This window comes from Cellulomonas fulva (assembly GCF_018531375.1).
Classification (GTDB): Bacteria; Actinomycetota; Actinomycetes; order Actinomycetales; family Cellulomonadaceae; genus Cellulomonas; species Cellulomonas fulva.
On the sequence record NZ_JAHBOH010000001.1, the window covers coordinates 2,696,458 to 2,713,677 of the forward strand.

The window sequence follows — 17,220 nt, forward strand, 5'->3', positions numbered from 1 at the left end:
GACCGCACGAACTTCTGCGAGGCTCGACGTGACCAGCGAGAACAGCCAGCCCACCCCGACGAGCGACGCCGCCGGCGTCATCGGCACCGCGCGCGTCAAGCGCGGCATGGCGGAGATGCTGAAGGGCGGCGTCATCATGGACGTCGTCACCGCGGAGCAGGCGAAGATCGCCGAGGACGCCGGTGCCGTGGCCGTCATGGCGCTCGAGCGCGTCCCGGCGGACATCCGGTCCCAGGGCGGCGTCGCCCGCATGAGCGACCCCGACCTGATCGACGGCATCATCGAGGCCGTCTCGATCCCGGTCATGGCCAAGGCGCGCATCGGCCACTTCGTCGAGGCGCAGGTGCTGCAGAGCCTCGGCGTCGACTACGTCGACGAGTCCGAGGTCCTGACCCCGGCCGACTACGCGCACCACATCGACAAGTGGGCGTTCACCGTCCCCTTCGTCTGCGGCGCGACCAACCTGGGTGAGGCGCTGCGCCGCATCACCGAGGGTGCGGCGATGATCCGCTCGAAGGGCGAGGCCGGCACCGGCGACGTCTCGAACGCGACCACGCACATGCGCACGCTGCGGGACGAGATCCGCCGCCTGTCGTCGCTGCCCGAGGACGAGCTCTACCTCGCGGCGAAGGAGCTGCAGGCGCCGTACGAGCTCGTCAAGGAGGTCGCCGTCGCGGGCAAGCTCCCCGTGGTGCTGTTCACCGCGGGCGGCATCGCCACCCCGGCGGACGCGGCCATGATGATGCAGCTCGGTGCGGAGGGCGTCTTCGTCGGCTCCGGCATCTTCAAGTCCGGCAACCCGGCCGAGCGTGCGGCCGCCGTGGTCAAGGCCACGACGTTCTACGACGACCCGGACGTGATCGCCAAGGTCTCGCGCGGTCTCGGTGAGGCCATGGTCGGCATCAACGTCGACGACGTGCCCGTCCCGCACCGTCTGGCCGAGCGGGGCTGGTGAACCCAGACGCCCCGACGGGGGCCGCGGGCGGCGACCAGCCCGCGGCCCTCGTCGTCCCCGGTGGACCGCCGGCGGGAGCCGCCAGCGGCGACGCCGGGGCGCCCGGGCACGCCCTCGGCGCCGAGTGGGTCCGGGGCGCGGACGGGCTCCTGTTCCGCCGCGGCGCCCGAGTGATCCTGCTCGACGAGGACGACCGCGTGCTGCTGATCCGCGGGCACGACGCGGACCAGCCCGAGCGGTCGTGGTGGTTCACGATCGGGGGCGGCATCGACGCGGGGGAGTCGCCGGTCGACGCGGCGATCCGGGAGGTGCGCGAGGAGTCGGGGATCGTCCTGGCCCCGGACGATGTCATGGGGCCCGTGCTCACCCGGTCCGCGGTCTTCGACTTCGCGCGGGAGCACTGCCGGCAGGACGAGGAGATCTTCCTGGCGCGCGTGCCGTCGTCGTCGTTCGTCGCCGAGGACCGGTCGGGCTGGACGCCCCTGGAGCAGGACGTGATCGACGAGCTGCGGTGGTGGGTGCTCGAGGACCTGGCGTCGGTCGAGATCGAGGTCTTCCCCGAGGGGCTCGTCGACCTGGTCCGTGCCCTGCTCCCGGTCTGGGACGGTCAGGTCCGGCACCTGGGGCTCGCCCACGAGTGACCCGCACCGGCGCCGCTACCGGCCGGTAACCTCCGCGTGACGTGGTGCGCGTACCGTCGGTCCATGCCCTCGCCGTCGTCGACGTCCCCGGTCCTGCGCGTGCCGCGCAGCGGCATCCGCGCCCTCATGGAGCTGGCGCTGCAGGACCCGCAGGCGATCCACCTCGAGATCGGCGAGCCGGACGCGCTGGTCCCGCAGCACGTCGTCGAGGCGGTCGCCGACGCGGTCGACCGGGGAGCGACGGGGTACTCCTCGAGCCTGGGGCTCCCCGAGCTGCGGGCGGCCGCCGCGGCGCGCGTGGCCCGACGTTCCGGCGTCCGGGTGGACCCGGCTCGGGTCGTCGTGACCCATGGCGCCATGCACGGCCTGGCGATGGCCATGGCGACGCTCCTCGGTCCCGGCGACGAGGTGCTGCTGCCGGACCCGACGTTCCCCAACTGGGAGATGGCGGCGGTCGCCTGCGGTGCGGTCCCGCGGACCTACCGGACCCGGTGCGAGGAGGGGTTCGTCCCGCTGGTCGCCGACGTCGAGGCCGCCATCACGGACCGCACGCGCGCGCTCGTCGTGTGCAGCCCGAACAACCCGACCGGCGCGGTGTACCCGGCGGAGACGGTCGCGGCGCTCGTCGAGCTCGCGCGCCGCCACGACCTGTGGGTGCTCTCGGACGAGTGCTACGAGTCCGTGACGTTCGGCGTGCCGCACACGAGCCCGGCCCAGCACGACGTGGACGGCCGGGTGCTCGTGTTCCACACGATGTCCAAGACCTACGCGATGACCGGGTGGCGCGTGGGCTACGTCGTCCTGCCGAGCGACGACCTGCTCGAGCCGTTCGGGCACCTCGCCGAGGCGACCGTCGCCTGCCCGGCCACGACGAGCCAGCGCGCGGCCCTCGCCGCGCTCGAGGGTCCCCAGGAGTGGGTGCACGAGTCCGTCGAGTCCTACTGGGACCGCCGCGACGCCGCCGTCGCGCTCCTGGCGGGACGGGGCGTGCGCTTCGTCGAGCCGGACGGTGCGTTCTACCTCATGGTCGACGTCGGCACACCGGACACCGAGGCGTTCGCGCGCTCGCTGCTCGCAGACCGTCACGTCGCGGTCGCGCCCGGCAGCACGTTCGGCGCGGCGGCTCAGGGCATGGTCCGGATCAGCCTCGCCGCACCCCGGGCGCAGCTGGTCGAGGGGCTGGGGCGGCTCGCGGACCACCTGGCCGCCGGATCGGGCGGCGCCGGACGGGCGGCGGCGTCGCGCTGACGCTCGACCTAGGATCGGACGTCGTGACGACTGTCGTGGGTGTGCTGGCTCTGCAGGGCGACGTGCGCGAGCACGTCCACGCGCTCGAGACGGTCGGCGCCCGCGCGGTCACCGTGCGGCGCGTGAGCGAGCTCGACGCGGTGGACGCCCTGGTGATCCCGGGCGGCGAGTCGACGACGATCGACAAGCTCCTGCGCGCCTTCGAGCTGTTCGAGCCCGTGCGCGAGCGGCTGCGGGCCGGCATGCCGGCGTACGGCTCGTGCGCGGGGATGATCCTGCTCGCCGACCGCGTCGAGGGCGGCATCGAAGGGCAGCAGACCCTGGGCGGCGTCGACGTGACGGTGCGGCGCAACGCGTTCGGCCGGCAGGTCGACTCGTTCGAGACGGACCTGACGATCGACGGGATCGACGACGGCCCGCTGCACGCGGTGTTCATCCGCGCGCCCTGGGTCGAGGAGGTCGGTCCCCGGGCGACCGTCGTCGGCCGGGTCGAGGGGGGTCCCGCCGCCGGTAGGATCGTCGCGGTCCGCCAGGGACCGCTGCTCGTCACCTCGTTCCACCCGGAGGTCACGGGCGACACCCGGGTGCACCGCCTGTTCGTCGAAATCGTCCGCCAGAGCCAGGGGTAGTCAGCCGATGTCGGGTCACTCCAAGTGGGCCACCACGAAGCACAAGAAGGCCGTGATCGACGCGAAGCGCGGCAAGCTCTTCGCGAAGCTCATCAAGAACATCGAGGTGGCCGCCCGCACGGGCGGCGGTGACCCCGCGGGCAACCCGACGCTCTTCGACGCGATCCAGAAGGCGAAGAAGTCGTCGGTCCCGAACGACAACATCGACCGCGCGCTCAAGCGCGGCTCCGGCCAGGAGGCCGGCGGCGCCGACTACCAGACGATCATGTACGAGGGCTACGGCCCCGGCGGCGTCGCGGTGCTGGTCGAGTGCCTGACGGACAACCGCAACCGCGCCGCGAGCGACGTCCGCGTCGCGTTCACGCGCAACGGCGGCCAGATGGCCGACCCGGGCTCCGTCTCCTACCTGTTCAGCCGCAAGGGCGTCGTCATCGTCCCCAAGGAGGGCACGGACGAGGACGCGGTCATGGAGGCGGTCCTCGACGCCGGTGGCGAGGAGGTCACCGACCTCGGCGAGCAGTTCGAGGTGCTGAGCGAGGCGACCGACCTGGTCCCCGTGCGCACCGCGCTGCAGGACGCGGGCATCGAGTACGACTCCGCGGACGTCGTGTTCTGGCCGGCCACCCAGATCGAGGTGGACGCCGAGGGCGCACGCAAGATCCTCCGCCTCGTCGACGCGCTCGAGGACTCGGACGACGTGCAGAACGTCTACGCGAACTTCGACGCGTCCGACGAGGTCATGGCGGAGCTCGAGGACGACTGACCGCGCGCCGCCGCGGCGGCGGGTCGGTCCCCGTCCGTCGGGCGCCGGGTGCGACCATGCGTGCATGCGCGTGATGGGAGTCGACCCGGGCCTGACCCGGTGCGGGCTGGGTGTCGTCGACGGCCTGCCCGGTCGGCGAGCGCGCCTGGTCGACGTCGGGGTCGCGACCTCGGCGCCCGGGCTCGACGTGGACCAGCGCCTGCTCGTGATCGAGCGCAGCATCGAGGAGTGGCTCGAGGAGCACGCGCCGGACGCGGTCGCGGTGGAGCGGGTCTTCGCGCAGCACAACCTGCGCACGGTGATGGGCACCGCGCAGGTCGCGGGCCTCGCGATGGTGGCCGCCGCGCGTCGTCGGATCCCGGTCGCGCTGCACACGCCGTCCGAGGTGAAGGCGGCCGTGACGGGCAGCGGGCGCGCGGACAAGGCGCAGGTGCAGACCATGGTCGCGCGGCTGCTCCGGCTGGAGGACCTGCCGCGGCCGGCCGACGCGGCCGACGCCCTGGCGCTCGCGATCTGCCACCTGTGGCGGCCGGCGGGCGCGCTCGGCGCGCCGCAGCGACCGGCCTCGTCGATGACGGCGGCCCAGCGCGCGTGGGCGGCTGCGGAGCAGGCCGCGCGCCGGTGACGGAGCGCGCCGCGCGCCGGTGACGCACCGCGCCGAGGGGTCGCGCGATGGGGCGTGTCTTCGTACGTGTGTTCGCCCGCGTGTGGCAGGCTGGGCCGCGGCAGCGGGGCTGCCCCTGCTGAACCAGCGCTGAGGCCAGAGCTGAGACCAGAGCTGAGACCAGACCTGAGCCCGGTGCCGAGGGCGGCGGCACGGGACCGGACGACGAAGGTGAGGGCGCACGTGATCGCTTCGGTGCGCGGTGCGGTGCTGGCGGTGCGGCTCGACGCCGCGGTGGTCGAGGTCGGCGGGGTCGGCATGCTCGTCCAGGCCACGCCGGCGACGCTGGCCCACCTGCGGGTGGGTCAGGAGGCGACGCTGCACACCTCCCTGGTCGTCCGGGAGGACTCCCTGACGCTGTTCGGGTTCGTCGACGACGACGAGCGCGAGGTGTTCGAGGTCGTCCAGACCGTGAGCGGCGTGGGACCGCGGCTCGCCCTCGCGATGCTCGCGGTGCACACCCCGGACGGGCTGCGGCGCGCCGTGGCGGGCGAGGACCTCAAGGCGCTCGAGCGGGTCCCGGGCATCGGCCGCAAGGGCGCGCAGCGGATCGTGCTGGAGCTCAAGGACCGGTTGGGAGCGCCCGCCCCCGAGGGCGGCGCGGTGGCCGGCGCCGCGCCGGCGCTGCCGGTGGGGGACCACCGTCAGCAGGTGGTGGACGCGCTCGTCGGGCTGGGCTGGAACCAGAAGGCCGCCGACGAGGCCGTGGGCACGGCCCTGGCCGACGTGACCGGACCGGTCGCCGCGGACGAGGTGCCCGGCCTCCTGCGGGCCGCCCTGCGCACCCTGGGCGGCGGACGTGGCTGACCGCGCTGGTCGCGCCGGTCCCGACGCCGGGTCCGACGCCGGGTCCGACGCCGTGCCCGGTGGGTACGGCGGGGCGCACGACGAGGACGGCGACGGCCTGGTGACCGAGCGGTTGCCCGCGGACTCGTTGGTGCGGCCGGGTGCGGACGACCTCGAGCGGGCGGCCGAGGCGGCACTGCGGCCACGACGGCTCGCGGAGTTCGTCGGCCAGCGCGTCGTGCGCGAGCAGCTCTCCCTGGTGCTCGAGGCCGCGCGGGGCCGCGGTCGCGCGCCGGACCACCTGCTGCTCTCGGGTCCGCCGGGGCTCGGCAAGACCACGCTCGCCATGATCATCGCGGCCGAGCTCGGGACGTCGCTGCGGGTGACGAGCGGCCCCGCGATCCAGCACGCCGGTGACCTGGCCGCGGTGCTGTCCTCGCTCGAGGAGGGCGAGGTGCTGTTCCTCGACGAGATCCACCGGGTGGCACGGCCCGCGGAGGAGCTGCTGTACGTCGCGATGGAGGACTTCCGCGTCGACGTCGTCGTGGGCAAGGGGGCGGGCGCGACCGCGATCCCGCTCGCGCTGCCGCCGTTCACGGTCGTCGGCGCGACGACCCGCGCCGGCCTGCTGCCGGCTCCGCTGCGGGACCGGTTCGGGTTCACCGCCCACCTGGACTTCTACGCCGCCGACGAGCTCGAGCAGGTGCTCCTGCGCTCGGCCGGGCTGCTCGACGTCCCGCTGGCGGGTGCGGCGGCGCGGGAGATCGCCTCGCGGTCCCGCGGCACGCCGCGCATCGCGAACCGCCTGCTGCGCCGCGTGCGCGACTGGGCCGAGGTGCGGGGCGACGGCCGGCTCACCCTCGCGGCCGCCCGCGCGGCGCTCGAGGTGTACGAAGTCGACGAGCGCGGGCTCGACCGGCTCGACCGCTCGGTGCTCGAGGCGCTGTGCCTGCGGTTCGGCGGGGGACCGGTCGGTCTGACGACCCTCGCGGTCGCCGTGGGTGAGGAGCCGGAGACGGTCGAGACCGTCGCCGAGCCGTTCCTGGTGCGCGAGGGGCTCGTCGGGCGGACCGCGCGCGGTCGGGTCGCGCTGCCCGCCGCGTGGGCGCACCTGGGGCTCACGCCGCCACCGGAGACCGGCACGCTGTTCTCCTGAGCGTGTGCTCCTGAGCCTGCTCCAGAGCACACGCCCGCCGCTCTCCTGAGCTCTCTCCTGAGCTCGCTCCCGCGCGCAGGCACGGGCCCGCTCACCTCCGTCGCGCGGTGCCGGGGAACCCGAGTGGTGGGCCGTACGTTGGAGCGGCGGGCCGCTGCGCCTACACTGCCCCGAACACGTCAACGCCGAAGGACCTGCTGTGACTCTGCTCAGCGCCGCACTCGCGGCCGACACCTCCGCCCCCTCGGGTGGCGGCGGTGGCTACTCGATGTTCCTCATCCTCGCTCTCGCGGTCGTGGCCTTCTGGTTCATGTCGCGGCGCACGCGCAAGCAGCAGGCCGCGCAGCGGGAGTTCCGCAACGAGCTCGCGCCGGGTGACGAGGTGATGACGGCCTCCGGCATGATCGGCACGGTCGTGGAGGTCGCCGGCGACCGCGTCACGCTCGAGGCCGAGCCGGGCGGCGGTCGCACGCAGTGGGTGCTCGCCGCGATCGCCAAGCGGATGGACCCGCCGGTCGAGGACGACGTGGTGGACGACGAGGACGTCGACGACGACGACGCCGCGGCGTCGGACGCCGACCGCATCGCCCGCGCCAACGACGCCGTGATCGACGTGCCGAACGACCTGTCCTCGCTCGACAAGCGTCGCGACGACGACACGGGTACCTCCAAGTAGACCCATGCGGCCCGGGGGCGCTCCTCCGGACCAGGACCCCACCGGCCGCACGGGCGGCCGGTGCGCGCACGAGAGAAGAACTCCGTTGGCCCCACCCACACGCCGCCGCAGGCCTGTGCGCACGCTCGTCGTGCTCGCCGTCATCGTCCTGCTGCCGTTCCTCGCGGTCTTCGTCGGGACGAAGGCGTCCGACGCGACCTGGACGCCGAAGCTCGCCCTCGACCTCGAGGGCGGGACGCAGATCATCCTCAACCCGGTCTCCGAGGACGGCACCGAGCCGACCTCGGAGGACATCAGCCAGGCGATCAACGTGATCCGCCAGCGGGTCGACGGGTCCGGTGTCGCCGAGGCCGAGATCAGCAGCCAGGGCGGCGGCAACATCGTCGTCGCGATCCCGGGCAAGGCCTCCGAGGAGACGATCACGGCGATCAGCCGCTCGTCGCACATGGAGTTCCGCCCCGTGCTGCAGCAGGGGATCGCGACGCCGACGGTCGAGCCCACCGCGGCGCCGTCGGTGGACCCCTCCGCCGAGCCCTCGACGGACCCGTCCGCCGAGCCCTCGACCGACCCGACGCCCGCGGCAACGCCGACGGCCGAGGAGGCGCTCGAGCCGGTGGGCGACGAGACCGAGGACACCTCGGCCGACGCGACCGACGACGCGAGCGCTCCGGCGACGGACCCGAGCGCGGCGGCGAGCGCCGAGCCGACGCCGTCGGCGTCGGCGCCGGCGGACGACGCGGCGGGCCCGGAGTCCGCGAGCGACGCCGCCTACTGGGTCACGGACGACGTCCAGGCCGAGTTCGACGACCTCGACTGCACGGACCCGGCGAACCTCGCGGGCAGCATCTCGGGCGACCCCGACGCCGCGTTCGTCACGTGCAGCATCGACATCAGCACGGGCCAGAGCGACGGCCTGAAGTACATCCTCGGACCGGTCGAGATCGACGGCAGCGAGATCGACAGCGCGTCCTCGGGCCTCGAGACCCTCGCGAACGGCACCGTCGGCACGCGGTGGGTCGTCAACATGGAGTTCACCTCCGAGGGCGCCTCCGAGTTCGCGGACGTCACCACGCGCCTCTCGACGCTGACCCAGCCGCAGAACCAGTTCGCGATGGTGCTGGACGGGCTGATCATCTCGGCGCCCAGCGTCGACGAGACCATCCCCAACGGCAAGGCGCAGATCTCCGGCAGCTTCACGCAGGCGAGCGCGGCCGAGCTGGCGAACCGCCTCAACTTCGGCTCGCTGCCGATCAACTTCGAGGTGCAGAGCGAGCAGCAGATCTCCGCGACGCTCGGCTCCGAGCAGCTGGAGAAGGGCCTGCTGGCCGGGCTCATCGGTCTGGTGCTCGTCGTCGTCTACTCGCTGTTCCAGTACCGGGCGCTCGGTCTCCTGACGGTCGGCTCGCTGGTGATCGCGGCCACGCTGACCTATGGCGTCATCACCCTGCTGTCGTGGACGCAGGGGTACCGCCTCTCGCTGCCCGGCGTCGCCGGGTTGATCGTGGCGATCGGCATCACCGCCGACTCGTTCATCGTGTACTTCGAGCGCATCCGCGACGAGCTGCGTGAGGGACGCGTCCTCGGCGCGGCCGTCGAGCGAGGGTGGGACCGTGCCAAGCGGACGATCCTGGCCTCCGACGCCGTGAACCTGATCGCCGCCGTGGTGCTCTACTTCCTGGCGGTCGGCGGGGTCCGTGGCTTCGCGTTCACCCTCGGCCTCACCACCATCATCGACGTCATCGTCGTGTTCCTGTTCACCCACCCGATGATGGAGCTCCTGGCGAAGACGAAGTTCTTCGGCGAGGGCCACCCGGCGTCGGGCCTCGACCCGCGGCGTCTGGGGGTCCCGGGGACCCGCTACGTCGGCCGCGGGCGCGTCGTGACCGGCCGCCGGCCGGACGTCGAGCCCGGCTCGGCGGACCAGGACGTCCAGGACGCGGTCGTGGAGCGCGAGCCCGTGACTGCCGGCGTCGGGACCCGCGGCATGACGATCGCCGAGCGCAAGGCCGCCCAGCGGGCCGCCCAGCAGCCCGCGGCCGACCCGCCCGCCGACAACGCAGCGGTGGACGACGCGTCCGTCGTCGACGCGCCCGTCGACGACCGGACGGTCGGCGACCCACCCACCGACAGCACGTCGAGCGGCAGCGCGCCGCGCGGCACGACGGCCGGCGACGACCGTCCCGAGGGGAGCGACCGCTGATGGCCGCCGGATTCGCCCAGTGGGGCAACGACCTGTACGCCGGTCGGCGCTCGTACGACATCGTCGGCCGCCGCCGCGCGTTCTACGCGGTCTCGGCCGTGCTCGTCCTGATCTCCGCGATCCTCCTGATCAAGCCGGGTCTCAACCCGGGCATCGAGTTCCGCGGGGGCTCGGAGTTCGTCGTCTCGGGGATCGAGGGCGATCGCGACCAGCAGCTCGCGATCGACACGGTGCAGAGCGTCGCGCCGGAGGAGTCGCCGGAGGTGACGAACCTCGGCGAGGACTCGCTGCGGATCCAGGTCGCCGAGCTCACCGACGACGAGGTCAAGGAGGTCGGCGACGCGCTGCAGACGGCGTTCGACGTCACGGACGACGACATCACGACCCAGTTCGTGGGACCGACGTGGGGCAAGGACGTCTCGCAGAAGGCGATCACGGGAATCATCGTCTTCCTGCTGTTCGTCTCGGTCGTCATGGCGCTCTACTTCCGCAACTGGCGGATGGCGCTCGCCGCGCTCGTCGCCCTGGCGCACGACCTGATCATCACGGTCGGCATCTACGCCGGCGTCGGCTGGGAGGTCACGCCCGCGACCGTGATCGGGTTCCTGACGATCCTGGGGTACTCGATCTACGACACGGTCGTGGTCTTCGACAAGGTGCGCGAGAACACCGCGGACACGCTCGACCAGACGCGGTTCACGTACGCCGAGAAGGCGAACCTCGCGGTCAACCAGACGCTGGTGCGCTCGATCAACACCTCGGTCGTCGCGCTCCTGCCGGTGGCGGCGATCCTCTTCGTCGGAGCCTTCGTCCTCGGCGCGGGCACGCTGCGCGACATCGCGCTCGCGCTCTTCGTCGGCATGCTCGTCGGCACGTACTCGTCGATCTTCCTGGCGACCCCGTTCGAGGTCACGTTGCGCGAGCGCGAGCCGAAGATCAAGGCGCACACCGCCAAGGTCCTCGCCGCTCGCGCGGGCGTGAGCGACCCGGACACCGCGGCGCTCGCCGGCGCCGGCGTGCGTTCCGCCGCCGGTCAGCTGCGCCCGGGTGAGCACCTGGGTCAGGCCGCCCAGCCGAAGCGCCGCAAGACCGGTCGATGACGCCGGACACCTCCCACCGGCCCGCCGGCCCGGCGCGCGCGGACGTCGCGCGCCGGGCCGACGAGCTTGTCCGGCTGGTGCCGGACTACCCGCTGCCGGGCGTGCTCTTCCGGGACATCACGCCGCTGCTGGCCGATGCCGACGCGTTCGCCGGGGTCGTCGGCACGCTCGCGGCCGGGACGACGGGGCCGGTCGACCTGGTCGCCGGGATGGAGGCGCGCGGGTTCCTGCTCGCGGCCCCGGTCGCCGCGGCGCTCGGGTCGGGGGTGGTCCCGGTCCGCAAGGCGGGCAAGCTTCCTGCCCCGACCGCCTCGCAAAGCTATGCGCTCGAGTACGGCGAGGCGACCATCGAGATCCACCCGGCCACCGTGCCCGCCGGGGCGCGCGTGCTCGTCGTCGACGACGTGCTCGCCACGGGCGGGACCGCGGCGGCGACGGTCGAGCTCCTGCGCGGGTGCGGTGCCGAGGTCGTCGGGCTCGCGTTCCTGGTCGAGATCGCCGGGCTCGGCGGACGGGACCTGCTGCCGGGTCTCGCGATCGACACGGTGCTCACGGTCGACTGACGCGCACGCCGCGCGTGCGGCCGGGCGCTGTCCCGCCCCCGTGCCGGGACGGTCGGACCCGCGTACGGTCGTAGACTCGAACGACCGAGCGTGACCAGCAGCAGGAGGGGGACCGGGTGGCGGAGGACCTCGCGTCGGGCGTCGAGCCCACGGGCGGCTCGTCGGACGGCGGCTCGTCGGCGTCGCGTGTGCTGGCGCGGCTCCCGCGGTTCGGTGCGCCCCGTGGCCCCGCCTACCCGGCGCTCGAGCCGGTCCTGCAGGCCGCGCGGGCCAACCACCCGAAGGCCGACCTCACCACGGTCGAGCGCGCGTACGTGGTGGCCGAGCGTGCGCACCGCGGGCAGCTGCGCAAGAGCGGCGACCCGTACATCACGCACCCGGTCGCGGTCGCCACCATCCTGGCCGAGCTCGGGATGACACCCTCGACGCTCGTCGCGGCGCTGCTGCACGACACGGTGGAGGACACCGAGTACTCGCTCGACCAGCTGCGGCGGGAGTTCGGGCCCGAGGTCGCGATGCTGGTCGACGGCGTGACGAAGCTCGACAAGGTCACCTACGGGGACGCGGCGCAGTCGGAGACGGTGCGCAAGATGGTCGTCGCGATGGCGCACGACATCCGCGTCCTGGTCATCAAGCTCGCCGACCGCCTGCACAACGCGCGCACCTGGAAGTTCGTGCCCGCGGCATCGGCCGAGAAGAAGGCGCGCGAGACGCTCGAGATCTACGCACCGCTGGCGCACCGCCTCGGCATGAACACGATCAAGTGGGAGCTCGAGGACCTGTCGTTCGCGACGCTGTACCCGAAGGTGTACGACGAGATCGTGCACCTGGTCGCGGAGCGCGCGCCCGCGCGCGAGGAGTACCTCGCGGTGGTGCGGGACCAGGTCGGCGCGGACCTGCGGACCTCGAAGATCAAGGCCACGGTCACCGGCCGGCCCAAGCACTACTACTCGATCTACCAGAAGATGATCGTCCGCGGTCGCGACTTCGCGGACATCTACGACCTGGTGGGCGTCCGTGTCCTGGTCGACACGGTCCGGGACTGCTACGCGGCGCTCGGTGCGCTGCACGCGCGGTGGAACCCGGTGCCGGGCCGGTTCAAGGACTACATCGCGATGCCCAAGTTCAACCTCTACCAGTCGCTGCACACGACGGTGATCGGTCCGGGCGGCAAGCCCGTGGAGATCCAGATCCGGACGCACGACATGCACCGCCGGGCGGAGTACGGCGTCGCGGCGCACTGGAAGTACAAGGAGAACGCGAAGAGCGGGGCGCAGGCCGAGGCGCCGGCCGGCGGCGACATGGCGTGGCTGCGCCAGCTCGTCGACTGGCAGAAGGAGACGGCCGACCCGTCGGAGTTCCTGGACTCGCTGCGGTTCGAGATCGCGGGCTCCGAGGTGTACGTGTTCACGCCCAAGGGCGACGTGATCGCGCTGCCGCAGGGCTCCACGCCCGTGGACTTCGCCTACGCGGTGCACACCGAGGTCGGCCACCGGACCATGGGTGCGCGCGTCAACGGGCGGCTGGTGCCGCTGGACTCGGCGCTCGAGAACGGCGACGTGGTCGACGTGTTCACGTCGAAGTCGGAGACGGCCGGGCCCAGCCGCGACTGGCTCGGGTTCGTCAAGAGCCCGCGGGCCCGCAACAAGATCCGCCAGTGGTTCTCGAAGGAGCGCCGCGAGGAGGCCATCGAGCACGGCAAGGACGCGATCGCCAAGGCGATGCGCAAGCAGAACCTGCCGATCCAGCGCCTGCTCTCGCACGAGTCGCTGGTCGCGGTGGCCTCGGAGATGCGGCACTCGGACGTGTCGGCGCTCTACGCGGCGATCGGCGAGGGCCAGGTCTCGGCCGCCAACGTCGTCCAGAAGCTCGTGCAGTCGCTCGGGGGCGAGACGGGGGCCGAGGAGGACCTGGCCGAGACGGCGCGCCCCGGTCCGACCGCGCGCCGGGTGCGCACCGGAGACCCGGGCGTCGAGGTCAAGGGCGTCGACGACATCTGGGTGAAGCTCGCCAAGTGCTGCACCCCCGTCCCGGGCGACGAGATCGTCGGCTTCGTGACGCGCGGCGCGGGCGTGAGCGTGCACCGGTCCGACTGCATCAACGTCGAGCAGCTGCGCCGCCAGCCCGAGCGCATGGTCGACGTCGCCTGGACGCACGCCTCGTCGTCGCTGTTCCTGGTCCAGATCCAGGTCGAGGCGCTCGACCGGTCCCGGCTGCTGTCCGACGTGACGCGCGTCCTGTCGGACCACCACGTCAACATCCTGTCGGCGTCCGTCTCGACCTCGCGCAACCGGGTCGCGATGTCGCGGTTCGTGTTCGAGATGGCGGAGCCGTCCCACCTCGCGTCCGTCCTGGCGGCGGTCCGCAAGGTCGAGGGCGTGTTCGACGTCTACCGGATCACGGGTGCGCGGACGGAGGAGCCGGCGGCCCGCTGACGCGGTCCGCCGTCCGTCGGAGCACCTCCCGCGCCGCGCGCAGGTTCCGTCGGCCGGCCAGGGCGTCGAGGCGGCGGCACGTGTCGTCGAGGTCCAGCCCGGCGACGACGAGCCCGACGAGCACGTCCACCGCCCGGTCCGGCTCGAGCCACCGCGCGACGTCCACCGCGGTCCGCTCGATCGTCGTCACCGGCACCGCACCGAGGCGCAGCACGTCGTCGGGCGGCAGGTCCGCCTCCGCGCAGGTGCGTCCCGGCTGCGCGTTCGGGCGCCGCACGCCGCACGGCACCAGGACGCACGCCCGGAGCGGCTCGAGCGTCCCCGTGTGGACCCAGGCGGCGGCGTCCCGGCCCACCACGCCGTGGCGGGGGAGCAGCGGCTCCAGCGCGCGGGCGCGGTCCGGCGCGCCGGGCGGCACCGGACCCACCGTCGCGACGTCCTGCCGGACGACGGTCAGGACGCCGTCGCGCAGCATCCCGGTCCACGCCGCGGCGCCGACGTCCTCGCGCCGGACCAGGCGCGCGAGCTCGCGGGGCCGGGGGAGCAGCGAGGGGGCGTGCGGCACCCGGTCAGGATGCCGCACGCCCCCTCGTGGCGTGACGCGGGTTGTGGACGAGGCTCAGCCGCGCGCGTCGTGCGCGGCGCGCTGCACCTGCTCGAGCCAGGCGCGCCGGGCGTCGAGCGCGGCCTGGGCCTCCGCGATGCGGCGCTTGTCCTTCGCGGCCTCGGCCTTCGCCAGGTCGGCCTCGAGCCCGGCGATCGCCTGCTCCAGCTGGGCAGCCGCCCCCTCGGCGCGTGCCCGCGTCTCCGGGTTGGTGCGCGTCCACTGGCGCTGCTCCGCGTCACGGATCGCGCTCTCGACAGCCCGCAGACGTCCCTCGACGCGCTGCACGTCGCCGCGCGGGACCTTGCCCGCCGCCTCCCAGCGGTCCTGGATGCCGCGGATCGCCTGCTTCGCCGCGGCCAGGTCGCCGAGCGGCAGCAGCGCCTCGGCCTCGGTGAGGAGGGCCTCCTTCACCTGCAGGTTCGCCTGGTACTCGGCGTCGGTCGCCGCGTTCTCGGCGTCCCGCGCCGCGAAGAAGGCGTCCTGCGCAGCCCGGAACCGCGCCCACAGGGCGTCGTCGTCGGCCCGGCTGGCCCGACCGGCCGCCTTCCACTCGGTCATCAGGTCGCGGAACGCGCCGGCGGTGGCTCCCCAGTCGGTGCTGGACTGCAGCCGCTCGGCCTCGGCGACCAGGCGCTCCTTGACCTGCTTGGCCGAGGCGTTGCGCTGCTCGAGCTCGGCGAAGAAGTGCCGTCGCTCACGGTCGAACGTGGTCCGCGCGTGGCTGAACCGCTTCCACAGCGACTCCTCGGTGGGGCGGTCCAGACGGGGCCCGCTGCGCTGGGCGTCCTTCCACTGGTCCAGGAGCGAGCGCAGCTGCTCGCCCGCCGGGCGCCACTGGATGCGGCTCGGATCGGTGGCCGCGATCTTCTCGGCCTGCTCGACGATCGCGGTCCGCGCCTCGACGGCCGCGGCACGCGCGGCCTGACGCTCGGCCTCGGCCTGGGCCCGGCGCTCCGCCGCGACCCCGCGCAGGGCCTCGAGCCGGGTCCGGAGGGCGTCCAGGTCACCCACGGCGGCCGGCTCGGCGGTCTCCTCGGTCAGCTTCGCGAGCGTCTGGTCGATCTCCTTGACCGACAGGTCCGTCGCGGTCAGGCGCGCCTCGAAGACCGTGATCTTCGCCTGCAGGTCGAGGAACCGCCGCACGTACAGGCCGAGCGCCTCCTCGGCCGTCGCGCCGGGGTACTGGCCGACGACGCGCTCGCCGGACGCCTCGCGCACCCGCACCGTGCCGTCCTCGTCGACCGACCCGAACGTCGCGGCGAGCGCGGCCTCGGCCGCGTCCACGGGCGGCGTGACCGGGGCGGCGGGCGCTGCCGGTGCCGTCGCCGCGGCTGCCGCTGCGGCGGGTGCCGTCGGCGCGGCGACCGGCGGCCGCGGCACCGGCCGCGGACCGGGGCGCACGCTGGCAGGGCTGGGCCGCGGTGTCGCGGGCTTCGGCTCCGCGACGGCCTCGACCTCCGCGGCCTGCTCGGTCTCGGGCACCTGCTCGCCCTCGGCGGGCGGCGCGCTCTCGCTGACGGGCTCGTCCGTGGTGCCGGTCTCGGTCTCGGCGACGGGCTCTGCCTCGGCGACGGGCTCGGTGTCGGCGACCGGCTCCGCCTCGGTCACGGCCTCGGTGTCGGCGACCGGCTCCGCCTCGGTCACGGCCTCGGTGTCGGCGACCGGCCCGGCCTCCGTCGCGACGTCGGCCGTGGGCTCGAGGGCCGTCTCGACCGTCTCGTCGGACGTCACCTCGACGGGAGCGGGTTCGGGAGCGGGTGCGGCGGCGGTCTCGGGCGACTCGTCCGGGGTCTGCGTCACTGGATCTTCACTCCCTCGATGATGACGTCGGACACCGGGGCGGTGATCCCGCCCACGTCCTTGGTGCCCGCGTCGGCGATGGCCTCGACGACGTCCAGACCGGACGTCACGTGGCCGAACACGGTGTAGCCGCCCGCCGAGTCCGACGGGATGGTGCTGTCCTGGTAGACGATGAAGAACTGCGAGCCCATGGACGCGCCGTCGTTGCCGACGCGCGCCATCGCGATCGTGCCCGCGGGGTAGACGTCGTCCGCCGGCGCGTTCTCGATCGGGCCCCAGGTGTAGCCGGGGCCGCCGGTGCCCGTGCCGTCGGGGTCGCCGCACTGCAGCACGTAGATCCCCTCGGTCACGAGGCGGTGGCACTTCGTGTCGTCGAAGTAGCCGTCCTGCGCGAGCGTGACGAAGTTCGCGACCGCCTGGGGCGCGGCCGCGCCGTCGAGCTCGATCCCGACGTCGCCGCTGTCGAGCGCGATGTCGCCGGTCCACGTCCGGTCCTCGGCGAGCGCGGGGTCGGGCACGTCCGCGGAGTTGGTGGCCACGGCGCCGGGGGTGGCGCCGGGGGTGGCGTCGGGACCGGCGCCGGCCGTCGCGGCCGGGCTGCCGGTCTCGCCCGCGGTCGTGGGGGTCTCGTCGTCACCGTTCGCGACGACGAGCGCGACCACGCCGATCACGACGACCAGCGCGCCGACGACGGCGCCCGCGACGATGCGCTGCTGGCGCCGGCGGCGCAGCGCCTCGGCGTGACGGACCTGCCACTTCTCGTACCGGCGGCGCTCGTACTCGCGCTCCCGCTTGCTGGACAACCCACACTCCTCGTGACGTCGTGCGTCCGCCGCCGGCCGGCACAGGTCTCGTCCTGCGGCGTCGCACGGTGGAACCCCGCACAGTCTAGGCAGGTGGCAGGCGCGCGCGATCCGCGGCGCGACCCGTGGGATCACAGTCCGGTCACGGTGCGGCGGGCCGTCGGACGGGCGTCGGGACGGCGCGCGGGTGCGTC

16 protein-coding genes are annotated in these 17,220 nt (G+C 73.8%); 13 read left to right on the forward strand and 3 right to left on the reverse strand.

What is annotated here, in order from left to right:
- Nucleotides 1-28: 28 nt before the first annotated feature.
- The 13 genes from pdxS to KIN34_RS12040 all read left to right on the forward strand — a co-directional run bounded on the left by pdxS (nt 29) and on the right by KIN34_RS12040 (nt 13,816).
- Complete coding sequence (gene pdxS / locus KIN34_RS11980; RefSeq protein WP_214350788.1) at nt 29-955, forward strand: pyridoxal 5'-phosphate synthase lyase subunit PdxS; 927 nt, start codon at nt 29-31, stop codon at nt 953-955.
- Nucleotides 949-1,596 (forward strand): NUDIX hydrolase, encoded by a 648-nt coding sequence (locus KIN34_RS11985; protein ID WP_372449556.1) that lies wholly within the window; start codon nt 949-951, stop codon nt 1,594-1,596. Before pdxS ends, KIN34_RS11985 begins: the two co-directional genes overlap by 7 nt.
- Nucleotides 1,597-1,659: 63 nt before the next feature.
- Nucleotides 1,660-2,844 (forward strand): pyridoxal phosphate-dependent aminotransferase, encoded by a 1,185-nt coding sequence (locus KIN34_RS11990; RefSeq protein ID WP_214350795.1) that lies wholly within the window; start codon nt 1,660-1,662, stop codon nt 2,842-2,844.
- A gap of 23 nt (nt 2,845-2,867) precedes the next feature.
- Entirely contained in the window at nt 2,868-3,473 is a 606-nt protein-coding gene (gene pdxT, locus KIN34_RS11995; protein ID WP_214350798.1) for a pyridoxal 5'-phosphate synthase glutaminase subunit PdxT, read from the forward strand.
- Between the two features lie 7 nt (nt 3,474-3,480).
- Nucleotides 3,481-4,236: a YebC/PmpR family DNA-binding transcriptional regulator gene (locus KIN34_RS12000; protein WP_214350801.1), complete on the forward strand. Its 756-nt coding sequence runs from the start codon at nt 3,481-3,483 to the stop codon at nt 4,234-4,236.
- Nucleotides 4,237-4,300: 64 nt separating this feature from the next.
- Nucleotides 4,301-4,861 carry a crossover junction endodeoxyribonuclease RuvC gene (ruvC, locus tag KIN34_RS12005; RefSeq protein WP_214350805.1) on the forward strand — a complete coding sequence of 187 codons (561 nt, stop codon included), beginning with the start codon at nt 4,301-4,303 and terminating at the stop codon, nt 4,859-4,861.
- 222 nt (nt 4,862-5,083) lie between these two features.
- On the forward strand, nt 5,084-5,707 hold the full coding sequence (ruvA, locus tag KIN34_RS12010) for a Holliday junction branch migration protein RuvA (protein WP_214350808.1): 624 nt from the start codon (nt 5,084-5,086) through the stop codon (nt 5,705-5,707).
- A 97-nt stretch (nt 5,708-5,804) separates the two neighbouring features.
- Entirely contained in the window at nt 5,805-6,842 is a 1,038-nt protein-coding gene (gene ruvB, locus KIN34_RS12015) for a Holliday junction branch migration DNA helicase RuvB (protein ID WP_214352082.1), read from the forward strand.
- Nucleotides 6,843-7,041: 199 nt separating this feature from the next.
- Nucleotides 7,042-7,518: a preprotein translocase subunit YajC gene (yajC, locus tag KIN34_RS12020; protein ID WP_307858205.1), complete on the forward strand. Its 477-nt coding sequence runs from the start codon at nt 7,042-7,044 to the stop codon at nt 7,516-7,518.
- Between the two features lie 130 nt (nt 7,519-7,648).
- The gene (gene secD / locus KIN34_RS12025) at nt 7,649-9,718 is read left to right on the forward strand and encodes a protein translocase subunit SecD (RefSeq protein ID WP_307858206.1); all 2,070 of its coding nucleotides are present in this window, start codon (nt 7,649-7,651) and stop codon (nt 9,716-9,718) included.
- On the forward strand, nt 9,718-10,818 hold the full coding sequence (gene secF, locus KIN34_RS12030) for a protein translocase subunit SecF (protein ID WP_214350812.1): 1,101 nt from the start codon (nt 9,718-9,720) through the stop codon (nt 10,816-10,818). Before secD ends, secF begins: the two co-directional genes overlap by 1 nt.
- Nucleotides 10,815-11,381 (forward strand): adenine phosphoribosyltransferase, encoded by a 567-nt coding sequence (locus KIN34_RS12035; RefSeq protein ID WP_214350814.1) that lies wholly within the window; start codon nt 10,815-10,817, stop codon nt 11,379-11,381. Before secF ends, KIN34_RS12035 begins: the two co-directional genes overlap by 4 nt.
- Nucleotides 11,382-11,497: 116 nt before the next feature.
- The gene (locus KIN34_RS12040) at nt 11,498-13,816 is read left to right on the forward strand and encodes a RelA/SpoT family protein (protein ID WP_214350816.1); all 2,319 of its coding nucleotides are present in this window, start codon (nt 11,498-11,500) and stop codon (nt 13,814-13,816) included.
- Here KIN34_RS12040 and KIN34_RS12045 read toward each other — a convergent pair.
- The 3 genes from KIN34_RS12045 to KIN34_RS12055 are packed head-to-tail and all read right to left on the reverse strand — an operon-like array spanning nt 13,779 to nt 17,026.
- On the reverse strand, nt 13,779-14,381 hold the full coding sequence (locus KIN34_RS12045) for a hypothetical protein (RefSeq protein WP_214350817.1): 603 nt from the start codon (nt 14,379-14,381) through the stop codon (nt 13,779-13,781). The genes KIN34_RS12040 and KIN34_RS12045 overlap by 38 nt on opposite strands.
- Nucleotides 14,382-14,435: 54 nt before the next feature.
- Complete coding sequence (locus KIN34_RS12050) at nt 14,436-16,223, reverse strand: DUF349 domain-containing protein (protein WP_307858207.1); 1,788 nt, start codon at nt 16,221-16,223, stop codon at nt 14,436-14,438.
- Nucleotides 16,220-17,026: a peptidylprolyl isomerase gene (locus tag KIN34_RS12055; RefSeq protein ID WP_214350819.1), complete on the reverse strand. Its 807-nt coding sequence runs from the start codon at nt 17,024-17,026 to the stop codon at nt 16,220-16,222. Before KIN34_RS12055 ends, KIN34_RS12050 begins: the two co-directional genes overlap by 4 nt.
- Nucleotides 17,027-17,220: the final 194 nt, after the last annotated feature.